This is a genomic window from Streptomyces peucetius (assembly GCF_025854275.1).
Lineage (GTDB): Bacteria > Actinomycetota > Actinomycetes > Streptomycetales > Streptomycetaceae > Streptomyces > Streptomyces peucetius_A.
Map to the genome: position 1 here is coordinate 6,419,270 of NZ_CP107567.1, position 12,142 is coordinate 6,431,411.

At 65.2% G+C, this 12,142-nt stretch carries 8 protein-coding genes; 6 read left to right on the top strand and 2 right to left on the bottom strand.

Translation table 11 applies throughout. The annotated features are described in order from the left end of the window. Positions 1-107: 107 nt before the first annotated feature. From galE to OGH68_RS29120, 6 genes are all read left to right on the top strand, one after another. Positions 108-1,094, top strand: a complete 987-nt coding sequence (gene galE / locus OGH68_RS29095) for a UDP-glucose 4-epimerase GalE (protein WP_264248034.1) — start codon at positions 108-110, stop codon at positions 1,092-1,094. 272 nt (positions 1,095-1,366) lie between these two features. After that, positions 1,367-2,425: a hypothetical protein gene (locus OGH68_RS29100; protein WP_264248036.1), complete on the top strand. Its 1,059-nt coding sequence runs from the start codon at positions 1,367-1,369 to the stop codon at positions 2,423-2,425. 289 nt (positions 2,426-2,714) lie between these two features. After that, positions 2,715-4,517 carry a stealth family protein gene (locus OGH68_RS29105; RefSeq protein WP_413471045.1) on the top strand — a complete coding sequence of 601 codons (1,803 nt, stop codon included), beginning with the start codon at positions 2,715-2,717 and terminating at the stop codon, positions 4,515-4,517. Beyond that, positions 4,514-5,467, top strand: coding sequence for a hypothetical protein (locus OGH68_RS29110; RefSeq protein ID WP_264248038.1), 954 nt, complete (start codon positions 4,514-4,516; stop codon positions 5,465-5,467). The genes OGH68_RS29105 and OGH68_RS29110 overlap by 4 nt, the downstream gene beginning before the upstream one ends. Further along, complete coding sequence (locus tag OGH68_RS29115) at positions 5,467-8,340, top strand: stealth conserved region 3 domain-containing protein (RefSeq protein WP_264248041.1); 2,874 nt, start codon at positions 5,467-5,469, stop codon at positions 8,338-8,340. Before OGH68_RS29110 ends, OGH68_RS29115 begins: the two co-directional genes overlap by 1 nt. Before the next feature lie 51 nt (positions 8,341-8,391). Continuing rightward, positions 8,392-9,783, top strand: a complete 1,392-nt coding sequence (locus tag OGH68_RS29120) for a hypothetical protein (RefSeq protein ID WP_264248043.1) — start codon at positions 8,392-8,394, stop codon at positions 9,781-9,783. Between the two features lie 18 nt (positions 9,784-9,801). Here OGH68_RS29120 and OGH68_RS29125 read toward each other — a convergent pair whose 3' ends face one another. Continuing rightward, positions 9,802-10,827 (bottom strand): endonuclease/exonuclease/phosphatase family protein, encoded by a 1,026-nt coding sequence (locus OGH68_RS29125; protein WP_319020249.1) that lies wholly within the window; start codon positions 10,825-10,827, stop codon positions 9,802-9,804. Next, positions 10,824-12,089, bottom strand: a complete 1,266-nt coding sequence (locus OGH68_RS29130) for a phospholipase D-like domain-containing protein (RefSeq protein ID WP_264248046.1) — start codon at positions 12,087-12,089, stop codon at positions 10,824-10,826. The genes OGH68_RS29125 and OGH68_RS29130 overlap by 4 nt, the downstream gene beginning before the upstream one ends. Positions 12,090-12,142: the final 53 nt, after the last annotated feature.

A 12,142-nucleotide genomic window follows, 5' to 3' on the forward strand; every position in this document is an offset into this window, starting at 1 on the left:
GGGGGGTGTGACCGGTCCTTCATGCATGACTGACCGTGCACTATAGAACAGATAATCACGGGAACGCGCGTTCAGGTTCTGGTGTTGCTGCGAACTATCATCCGCCCATGACTTGGTTGATCACAGGTGGGGCCGGCTATATCGGGGCACACGTCCTTCGGGCGATGCGGGATGCCGGTGAGGCGGTTGCGGTGTTCGACGACCTGTCGAGCGGGGACCCTTCTCGCGTTCCTGCGGACGTCCCGTTCATCCAGGGTTCCACGCTGGACGGCGCTCACCTGCGACGCGCTATGGAGGAGCTCGCCGTACGCGGTGTGGTTCACCTTGCGGCGAAGAAGCAGGTGGCAGAGTCGGTAGAGCGACCGTTGTACTACTATCGCGAGAATGTCCAGGGGCTTCAGACGCTGCTGGAAGCGGCTGCGGGGTGCGGAGTGCGGGCCTTCCTGTTTTCCTCGTCGGCAGCCGTGTACGGCGTGCCCGACGTGAAGCGCGTGAGTGAAGACACCTCCTGCGCCCCCATCAACCCCTACGGCGAGACCAAGTTGATCGGCGAGTGGATGGTGCGTGCGGCAGGCCGGGCGCACGGCATCGCGACGGCCTCTATGCGCTACTTCAATGTCGCGGGTGCTGCCACGCCGCAGCTCTCCGACACCGGGGTGTCGAATCTTGTTCCCATGGTCTTCGAAAAGCTGACCGCCGGAGCCTCGCCTGTGATCTTCGGCGATGACTACGACACGGCGGACGGCACGTGTGAACGTGACTTCGTCCACGTTGCAGACATCGCCTCGGCGCATCTCGCTGCGGCCCGCGCCCTTCTCGTGCGTGAGCCGGGATCGGAGCTGACGGTCAACATCGGCCGCGGCGAAGGCGTCTCGGTACGCGAGATGATCGATTTGATCGGTGAGGTGACGGGCTTCAGGTCCGAGGCCGCTCCGCTTGTCGCCGGACGCAGGGCCGGTGATCCGGCCAGAGTCGTCGCGTCCGCCGACCTCATCCAGAAGGAGCTGGGCTGGACCGCAATGCACGATGCCCGCGAGATGGTGGCATCGGCTTGGGAGGGGTGGTGCCTCCGGCATCCAGGTGCGCGCTACTGACGTTTCACGAGCGGCCTCCAGTCCACGGCTGTGAAGGCGGTATGAAGCGTGTGGCAAACTTACGTTCAGTGGGGCCTGCTCGGTCATGGATCACGCATACCCTCCACAAGACATCCGGTTCGTCACTGAGGCTGGCCGGTGCTCCGGGCCAAGTGGCTCGCAGAGCTGTGGCCGGGTGGCCGGATCGGGACTGGTGAGAAGGGCTGGGGCGGGTCATGCGGGTGAGGCGCGCCACGACACGGACCGGCGGCCCGGTGGCTGGACGTACGGACATGACGATGTCCTTGAGGTCTTCGAGCCCACTGGCGGGTGAGGGACCTCGGCTCTTTCGGGGCAAGGACGACCGGCTCACCGCTTTCGCGCACGGTGATGGCGGGGTGCTGCGCTGGACACAATTGCGCCCGGGGGGAGCGGAGTGGGAAGGGCCGGAGTTCTTTCCGGCCCCGTCTCTGTCTCACCTGTCGGTGACGCGAGGGGCTGACGGATTCCTTCACCTCGTCGGGCGACGTGTCAGTCCCGACGGGTCCTCCGTCACCGTTGTGCAGGCCACCCAGTACCAGACCGGCCGTCCGCTGACCCAATGGCGGTCGCTCGGAAATCCGTACAAGGACCCGAGCAGGGCTCAGCGGGTGACTTCCCCCGGGGTCGCCGTGAGTGGGACCGGCAGTGTGCACGTCTTTCTGGCCAACGACGGCGGAGCCGTCACCATGCGCAAAGAGGATGCGAAGGGCCGTTGGCAGGCATGGAGCAGCCTCAATGGTCAGATGGCACAGGACGGCATGGTCGCGGTGGCATCTGTGTCCGGATGTATCGAGCTTCTCGTGCCCGCCTCCAACAGACGTGCGATGCGGTGGTCTCAGGTCGAGCCGCAGGGCGAGCTGGAACGGCGCCCGAACATCCCCATGTCCCCGGATCCGGGCACCCTGGTGGGGCTCGAGACGGCACCCGAACGGATCACGTACTTCTGGTCGGACTCGGCGGCAGGCGGCCTGATGGCCCATCGTCCCGGGGAGTGGGTGATCCCGGTGGGCGGGGGGCAGGTTGAAGGTCGTCCTGCGGCGTTGCGTGCTGTGCTGGACGGGTACGACTGCACGGTACTCGCCTACCGGAGCCCCGACGACACGGTGATGATCGCAGCGTGCGCCACTGAGAACGAGGCATCCGGCCTGTGGTGGTCGGCGACCGCTGAGAGGTGCGCCGCACCGCCGGCTTTGGCCTGCGATGCGTACGGCCGAGTCGTACTGGCCACGATCGACGGCAGCGGAGCTCTGCGTGTCGCCGTTCAAGCAGCTGAGCCGGGACTCGTGATCGCGCCCTCGGTCCGCGTCTGAACTGAGGGTGAGGCGCCCGAGGGGCGAAGACGGGAAGCGGACTGAAGTCAATCTCGGTGTGGAAGTGAGCCGTTCCACATCAAGGTTCGGCAGCCAGGTGGCCGGATTTCTTCTGCGTAACGGATGTTGTCATAAGTGGCTATCGGATGGACAGCGGGCGATCAGAGTGTGAAGATCTTGCGGCGGCCATGTGTCTTAGACGGTGGCCACCGGAGGCAACAGGCGCTCGGCGGGCGAAGGCGCAGGACGGGGCTTCGCCCCCTTGTGTGTATGGATGGTGCGGAAAGCAGTGGCGAGCGACAGTAATCCGGAGACCAGTGCGCTTGTTTCGACCTATCGGTCATTGGTCCCGGTCCGGGCTCGCCGGCGCATCGTCCGACGTGTCCCGGCTCCACTGCGGAACATGGTCATGCGCACCCTGGCGGCCTTCGACTCGGCCCGCTCGGCCGTTGTGGTCCGCGCCCTGGGCGGCCGCCGCAAGTACGCGAAGCACAGCGTGGATGCCGGGCTCCGTATCGTCAAGATCGAAGGCAAGCATGCGCGGGCGGTGGTCGTGCGGGGTGCTACCGAATGGGCCGCACGCGCCAGGAACCTCCACATGCTCGTCGCCGTCTTCGAGGAAGCCGAGATCGACTACTTCGCGGTCCGTGGCACCGGTCAGAATGTGCCGTGCGTCGCGGTTTCCTCGCGGTATCGAGCCGACGTCGAGGAAGTCCTGCAAATCGCCTTCGGCCGCAACCCGGGGTACGTCCGACCTGCCGATGGTGGTCAATTGCGTGTCGGGGCCGAGCGCCAGACCTGGCGCCGCCTCCGTGGCAGCGAGGTCCTCCGCCTCACATGGAACGTGGCCGACCCCACGGGGCATCTGATCTTCGGCTCGGAGTCGGGGTGTGATCTGGAGTTCTGGTCCGAGGGCGAGGGAAAGCTGCTCGCACCCCGGCCCAATGCTGTGGTCACCCAGATCTCCGTGGAAGCCGAGCGCCGCGTGGCGGAGCAGAAGCTTTTCAGCCCCGTACCCAGTCAGTACCACACGGGCTACACGCGAACGGTCGGTGAGTTCACCGCCCGGCTCCCCGAGGACCATTCGTACCCCATCGACATCGTTTACACGTGGGTCGACGACGCCGACCCGGTCTGGCGCCAGGGCAAGGAAGCCGCGCGACGGGGCCTCGACACGGGAACGACGGAGAAGCTGCACGAGCAGGCAGACAACGACGCCCGCTACACGAGCCGCGATGAACTCCGGTACTCCCTGCGCTCGATCCACCAGAACGCGCCCTGGGTACGAAACATCTTCCTGGTCACCGCGGGACAGGCGCCGGGCTGGCTGAACACCGAATACCCGGGGATCAGGGTGGTGGACCACAAAGAGATCTTCTCCGACCCGGAAGCTCTGCCGACTTTCAACTCACATGCCATCGAAAGTCAACTGCACCATATATCCGACCTCTCTGAGCACTTCCTGTATCTCAATGACGATGTGTTCTTCGGTCGGCCGGTACGTCCGGAGCACTTCTTTCATCCGAATGGCCTGACCAAGTTCTTTATGTCAAAGGCACTCATACCGGCGGGGAGCATCTCACCCGAGGACCTGCCGGTGGACGCCGCAGGAAAGAACAGCCGCGGTCTGATCGCCCAGCAGTTCGGCACGGTCATCTCCCAGAAGATGAAGCACACGCCCCACGCGCTGCGCCGGTCGGTGCTCGCCGAGATCGAGCAGACGTACGCCCGGGCGCACTGGGTGACGCAGCACTCGAAGTTCCGCTCGCCGTACGACGTGCCCATCGCGTCCTCGCTCCACCACTACTACGCCTATCACTCGGCCCGGGCCACACAGGGCAGCCTGCGGTACGTGTACGTGGACATCGGTGACGCGTTGGCGCAGCGTCGGCTCGACCGGCTCGTCGCAAGGCGTGATTTCGACACTTTCTGCATCAACGACACGGTGGTTCCTGACGACCCCGATGCACAGGAACGCATGGTGAAGCGTTTTCTCGAAAGCTACTTCCCCGTTCCGAGCCCTTATGAGCTTCCTGGTGCCGAAGGGCTGCCGACCAGACGTACCGCAGAACTGGGAATGGGACGCGTATGATTCCGCGACGTAGGCATTTGGCCGGCATCGCACGCCGGCTCACCTCACGCGCCGCTGTCTGGCGGTCGTGGCTGATGCTCCGTGTCTTTCTTCCGATGCGCGTCAACCGTGCCGCACGACTGCTCTACGCTGCTGTCCTCGACGGGCACACGGTCAACCTGCATGCCTCTCTGCCACCTGGCACACGCGTACCCGAGGCGGCCGGCCTCGTCCTCCAGCGTGGCCGACAGCGGTACGAGACAACGGCCCGGGTCTACGAGGACCACACCGGCCGGCTCCTTATGGATGCCGCCGTGCTGCTCGGCGCCGAAGCCGGTGGCGCGCCGGTCGGGAACGGACGCTGGAAGGTCAGGCTGAGGCTCAGGACCGGGCGTAGAACCAGCAGGATTCCGCTGCTTCTCGTGGAGCCCCCACGTCCCTATGACGGCCCCACGATGCCGATGTCGGCCTCTCCGCTGACCGGCCAGCGGCACAGGCTCGGACGATCGGTGACCGGCAACCTCCGGGTGGTCACCGCCGATGCCCGGCCCTCCGCGGAGGTCGTGAAGGTCGACCTTTCCCATACGGGACTCAGCGTGGACTTCCGGGTGATCGGGGCCGAGGTCGCCGAACCGTGGTCCGAGTTCACCGCGACCGGACGCCGGGTCAAGCGGCCGGTGCACCCTCTCGGCGACGGAGTGTGGCGCGTCGTCGTTCCCTTGGAGGAGATGTCCCCCCAGCGGCGGGCGACGGAGCACTGGGATGTCGCGCTCTGCTCGGACGGTGAACGGCGCCTGCGGCTCGGACGGCGCCTCCATGACGTTCGCAACCCCATACGCGTCTTCGCCATCAATCGCACGAGTGTGGCTCCCCGAGGGCGGGCCCCCATGCTCGTTCAGCCCCGTTACACCCCTGCGGGAAACTTCCGCGTCACATGCAGTCGTATGCCCGAGGCCGGGCGGAGAACCTGATGAAGATCACCTTTCTGCTGACCACCGCTGACGCCGTGGGAGGCACGGAACGCGCTGTCTTCAACCAGGCATCCGAACTTGTGGGACGCCACGACGTGCGTGTGCTGAGCATCTTCCGCAGCCGGCCCGAGCTCTTCTTCCCTCTCGACGATCGTGTCCGGGTCGACTACCTCGTGGACCAGACCGGCCCGGTCGCCCGGCCGGTCCGCCGGGCCGACCTGGGCGATGACGCGTATACCGCCCTCGCCGGGCAGCCGAGCCTGCTGGTCGACCGGGCATGGGAGGCAGCGTTCAACCGGCTGTCTGACATCGAACTGGAACTCGCGCTCCAGCACACCGACACCGACATCCTCATCACCACCACCCCGGCCTTGATGGCCCTGGCGGTGCAGCTCGCCCCGAGCCGCGTCATTACCGTGCACCAGGAGCACCGGGTGTCGGAACTGCGCGGCACCAGCGGCGAGCCCCTTCTGAAGTACTCGGCGCGACTCGACGCCCTGGCCGTGCTCAGCGGCCGTACCCGTGACTGGTTCGCCGAGACGCTCGGTGCCAGTGCCCCGCGGATCGAAGTCGTCCCCAACGCCTTGCCCCACGGCTTTCGTCCTCGCTCCACGCTGGAAACCCGTACCGTGGTCACCGCGGGACGGCTGGTAGGAGAGAAGCAGCTCGACCACGCACTCAGCGCCTGGGCCTTGGTTGCACCGCACCACCCCGACTGGGTGCTGCGCATTTTCGGCGACGGCCCGATGGCAGGCGCTCTACGCCGGCAGATCAACCAGCTCGGCCTGCACGACAGTGTCCAGCTCAACGGCAATACCCCGCATCTGGCGGAGGAGTGGGCCAAGGCGAGTATCGCCCTTATGACCTCTCGCAACGAGGCGTTTCCGCTGGTTCTCATGGAAGCGCAGGCGGCCGGCGTGCCCGTGGTCTCCTACGACTGCCCCAACGGCCCCCGAGAGATCATCCTGGACGGCCGTTCCGGGGTTCTGGTCCCGCACGGCGACGTCGATGCGCTCGCCTTCCAACTCAACCGGCTGATCGAGGACCAGCCGCTGCGCCACCACCTGGGTGCCGAGGCCGCGGTGACCATCCACCGCTTCGACCCGCCGCAGATTACGGCACAATGGGAGAAGTTGTTCGAGGAGCTCGCCGGACACCGGGAAAGCGGCCGGCGGGACGCTCTCAAGGCTGACCGGCTCGCCCTGCACGCCGCCTTTACCGGACTCACCGGGGCGGCCACGGCAGCCGCCCCCGCTCCGCCGAGCCAGTCGCGTTCCGGTTCCCAGCGCAAGCTGGAGGAGCAGGTCGCCAAGCGCAATGGTGCGCTGGTCCGTGATGGCGGGCAGCTCTGCCGGGTCTCCGACGCGGAGTCCCCCTTCGACGTCATGCAGGCGAACTTGGCGCTGGCCGCGGATGCCCTGGAGACGGCCGGCATCCCGTATCTGGTTGCCCGTGACACCAACCTTCGTAAAACCGTGGCCGTGCACGGTTCCTACCGGGAGAGTGTGCTCAAAGCCCTGACGTCGGCCTACGGGCAGGAAGCCGTGTACGCGGCTTTCCTCAACGAGCGTCAAGATGCGATCACCACAGTGCTCGCCGGCCTGTGCGAGGAGCAGGCCCACCTCCCGAGCACGGGAGTCCGTGTCTACCAGAGCGTCGTCACCAAGTCCCGCACACTGCGCCTCGGTGCCGTCTACGGCTGCACCATCTCGTTCTGGGAAACCGATCCGGAGGACGAGGAGTACGTCAAGTCCCCGACGCGCACCCTCATCGGTGACCGGATCTCGCAGTACTCGATGGATCGCACGTCAACCGTGCTCGCAGGACGTGCCTACCCGACGATCGAGGCCTTCGCCCAGCCGCTCAACGGCGATGTGAACTTCCCCGTCGACGCCGTGTACACATGGGTCGACGGTTCCGACATGGCCTGGCTGGAGCGCAAGAACCAGGTGCTCTCCGGGCTGGGCCTGGAGACCGTGGACGCGGCCGCGAGTGCCGCACGCTTCCGCAGCCGCGACGAGCTCCGGTACTCCTTGCGGTCCATCGACATGTATGCGCCGTGGATCCGGAACATCTACATCGTCACCGACCGGCAGGTTCCGCCGTGGCTGGACCTGAACCACGATCGGGTCACGGTCGTCGATCATTCGGAGATCTTCGGAGACCGGGGGGCTCTGCCCACCTTCAACTCGCACGCCATCGAGAGTCAGCTCCACCACATCGATGGACTCTCTGAGCATTTCCTGTACTTCAACGATGACTTCTTCATCGGCCGTGCCGTGTCGCCAAGCCTTTTCTTCGAGGGCAACGGTCAGGCGAAGCATTTCCTGTCGCCGACTGCGATCCCCATGCTGCCGACGCGCCAGGAGGACGACTTCAACATCAGCGCCGCCAAGAACAACAGGGCGCTGATCGCGGAAACGTTCGGTCAGACGCTGACACACGGATTCCTGCACGCGCCCTACCCGCTGCGCCGCAGTGTGATGGCCGACCTGGAGAGCACGTACCCCGACGTGCTCGCGCGCACCGCCGCCAGTCGGCTCCGCAGCCACACCGATGTGTCCATAGCGTCCTCGTTGCACCACTACTTCGCGTACCAGACAGGCCGGAGCATCCCCGGGCGCGTCAACTGCGGTTTCGTGAACGTCGGGCTGAAGGAACACCGCACCCGGCTCACCCGTCTGCTGACGGCCCGGCCGCACGACGTGTTCTGCCTGAACGACTTCCACGACGGAGATGTACCCGAGGACGAGCAGGACGCGATCCTGGCTGCCTTCCTTCCAAGCTACTTCCCCGTTGCGAGCCAGTTCGAGTACGGAGCCCCGCGCAACCAGCGTCATCACGCCGGACGACTCCCGGGGTGGCCGCTGTGAGAGGCAATGTCGCCATCGCCGTGAAGCTGTTCGTGATGAAGGAATTCAGGTATGAGTAAGATTTGCATTGTCGGAAATTCGGTGGCGGCGTCGCGAACTCCGGAGGAAGCGCCACTTGCCGGGTGGGGGCAGTTCCTGGGTGAGTTTCTCACTCCGTACCACGAAGTGCGGAACTATGCTCGCGATGCGATGACAGCCCGCACGTACTTCACCGACAGGTTCGCAACGCTTCTGAACATGCTGGAGCCGGGGGACCTCGTGCTTCTGGGTTTCGGCGCGGTGGAACAGCGCATCGACAACCCCGCTCGCTATCACGGCCCGCGCGAATTCAAAGAGTTCCTGTACCTCTACATCGAAGGAATACGTGCCGAGGGCGCCCTTCCTGTGCTGGTGACGCCGACTGCTCGCTGCTCATTCAGTGTCGAGGGCAATGTGGTGGACACCCTTGACGTGCACCCCGAGGTGATGCGCGAGGTGGCCAAGGAGACAGGTGTGGCCTTGCTGGATATCGTCGAACACACCACGCGGTGGCTTGAGCAACTCGGACCGCAGCGCGCTCGTCACTACTTCCGCTGGCTCGACGCTGGCGAACACCCCAACCACTCCGACGGCGTCATCGACTCAACGCATTTCAACGAGGCGGGAGCCCGAGCCGTGGCGCGAATGATCGCCATAGGTCTTCATGAATCTCATGAGATTCCTCCTGGTTTCGTCGATGTAGGAACACTCTCTATGGCGCCGGAGTTTGCGGGACTGCTTCCCGAATTCACGGTGGAGGCCCCGGAGTATGCGCTCTACAGTGAGGCCCGCGTCGGCTCTGCACCTACGGTTGACGCGCCCGTTCAGTCGAAGACCGTAGGCGCCATGCAGAAGTTCTCGGGAACGGCCGATGCCGGGACGACTTATGTTCTGTTCTTCGAGAACGGGGCGTACCTGGGCGGTACCGGCGTCAATGGCAAAGGCAAGTGGCAGTGGCGTCGTGTCGTGAACTGGCCTGCGGGTGACCACGTGGTCCACGTCGTGGGCTACACGGCCCAAGGCGTGACACCCGTTTCGGCAGTGGGCTTCACAGTGAAGGATCACGTCCAGCCGCCTGTCGTGCTCGGACCTCGTGACGGCGCGCTGAATGGCCCGCGCCCCCGGTTCTCCGGGACGGCCGAGGCGGGAGTGACAAAGGTGATGGTGTTGGAAGGCGGCCGTCTGATCGCTTCGGCGCCCGTGCAGAAGGACGGCACGTGGAAGGTGACGCATCCGCATGACTGGAAGCCGGGGACCTACGTGGTCGAGTTCGTGTCGATCTTCAGTGCGATTCACTCTCGGCCGACCACTCTCAATGTGAGGATCCACGGAGTTCCCGAAGGCAACTGGATCAGGGAATCCACCCTCTCGCGGGAACCTTGCTCCGACAAGTGCGAGCACCTTCCATTCGCCGGCCGTTGGTGAGGCGCCACTGGTAGGTCCCTACCGGCCACGGACGACCACATGGACGGGCGCGTGATCGGACTGACCGGACGGAGGCGGAGCATCGGTGGTGTTGCGCGTGGTGTCCATGCGCTCATGATCGACCCCGCATGAGGCGAAGCGCGCCGGGAACCCGCCGGCCGTGTGGACGTAGACATGGTCAAGTGTGTGGAAGACGTGCCGGCCGGTCGAAATGTCCCAGCGGTGGAAGGTGGGAGCGGCAGGCGTTCCGTCACCCCACCGCCGGCATTCGGTGAAGTCCCGGTCCAGGGGAGCGAGTTCGGCGGCGCGTGAATTTCTGTTGAAGTCCCCAGCGAGGACCACTGGTCGGCCGGTCTTCAGTACATCACCTGCCACTTGCCTCACCTGGGAGGGGACCCGCGGGTCCGCGCCGGGGAGGATGTGTATCGTGCAGAGCCCGTAGGACCATTTCGCCACGGTTACACACAGCAATGGTTTGCTGTCCTTGTTGGTCCGAGGTGACGCAGGCAGCGACTCGGACGTCGTGCTGGACGTGATCTTCCCCCGTACCGCGACCGCAACACCCAGACGGCCCTTGAGACCGCCTCTGCAGGCCGAGGTTCCGTCCGGGCGGCTGCCCGCCGCCGCACGGACAGACCAGCGGGGGCCGAGCGCCGTGGTCAGCATCGAGGCGTGACTGCCTGGCGCCCCACCACAGATTTCCTGGAGCGCGACGGCGTCGGCCTGGTGCTCTGCCATGGCCTTGACGATCTCTTGCACCTTGGCGGCCGGGTCGTTTCGATACGGGCAGTAGCCTGTAGTGCCACGGCGACCACCGGCCTCGCCACAGATGTTCCAGGTGAGTACGCGCAGTTGACCGCTGGGAGGAGCTTGGGTTGCCGGTGACGGTTCCGAGTCGTGGGACGAGAGGACCGCGGCAGCGAGCAGAGCCACTGTCGCGACGAGCGCGGTGCCCGGTGCCCTCCTGGCGCTTCGGCGCGGCCCGTCCGACAAGGAGCAGTCACCGCCATCGGACCCGCTCGGCATTGCAGTTCTCGTCGTCATGCCGCCCGACAGTGCGGACTCTTCATGAGCGTGTCGTCGAAGTTCTTCCGGTATGCCTCGTACAGCTCGCTGTCGTCGATCTTCAACAGGGTCTCGTCGTGCGAACGCAGATTGGGAAAGGTGTAGTTGTGGCTTCCCGTAAAGACGATCTTCCGGTCGGGAGAGCTGAGGTACGTGCCTTCGATCAGCATGTACTTGGAATGGATGCCGATCACGCGACCGTCGATTGATCCGTCGCACTTGTGGATGGACGACAGCTTCCCGGAAATGACGGAACCGACTTCGCGCCCGAGGCTTCCCGATTCGCCGTTGTGCACCAGTCGTACAGTGCAGCCGGCCGTTGCGAGGTCCACCAGCTTGTCGGCAACCTGGGGGCGTGTGAACGCGTACATGCCGACGCGGATGGAAGTCGGGCCTTGGCCGCACTGGACGTTGCCGAGCAAGGAGACGATGGTGTCCGTCCGCGGGTCGGTGGCGTACATGGATCCGTCGCTCTCCCTGCGCGGGAAGAAGTACGTCTTGTAACGGCCGCTCTGCTTGGTGATGTAGTAGTGCTCCGTGCCCTCACCCTGGGATCCGTGGGCCCGCAGGTCTTCCCAGTAGCGCAGATACTCCGCGTACAGCCCGCTGCCGGCGTCAGGGACGGTCACTGCGTTGTTGTAGTACCGCTCCAGTTGGCTGCGTGTGAGATTGGCCGACGTCTGGAACACGATGTTCCTTTCCTCCCCCACCTGTGAGAAGAGGAAGAACTTGTTGTGATTGATCGCGCCGTCGTCGTTCGCGTTGAGTCGGCGGTTTCCTACGCAGCCGCGAACCTTTGGGCAGGCCAGGACCCAGGATCCGTCGTCCGTGCTGCTCGGGTCATAGGTGCCGAGGGCATCGGCGAGAGCGAAATACTCGGTGCCGCCTCCCAGTTGCGGGTCCGGATCGGTCACCGTGTCGCCGTCCAGGATCAGCTTGACCGCGACCTGCTTGGGCCCTTCCGCGGCAGAAACCAGCGCGGCACGGATGTCGTTGTCGGTGAACAGGTAGACGGAGCCGTGGATCTGCGAGCCAGGAGCAGCCCCGTTGATGAGTGCCAGCAGCTGGTTCTTGATGGCGTTCTGCTGTCCGGCGGTGCCCGAAGGATCGTTGAACGTGGCGATCGGTCCGGTCACCGTGATGTCGGTAGCGGTCGCCTGGGGCGCGGTCATCAACGACGCACCCAGGAAGATCGTTGTGGCCGTGGCCAAACCGGCGTAGGCCGAACCAACGTTGCGCATGTAACCCAGTCCCCCCACAGAGCCCTGTTGCAGGGCAATCAGATCCCTAGAGC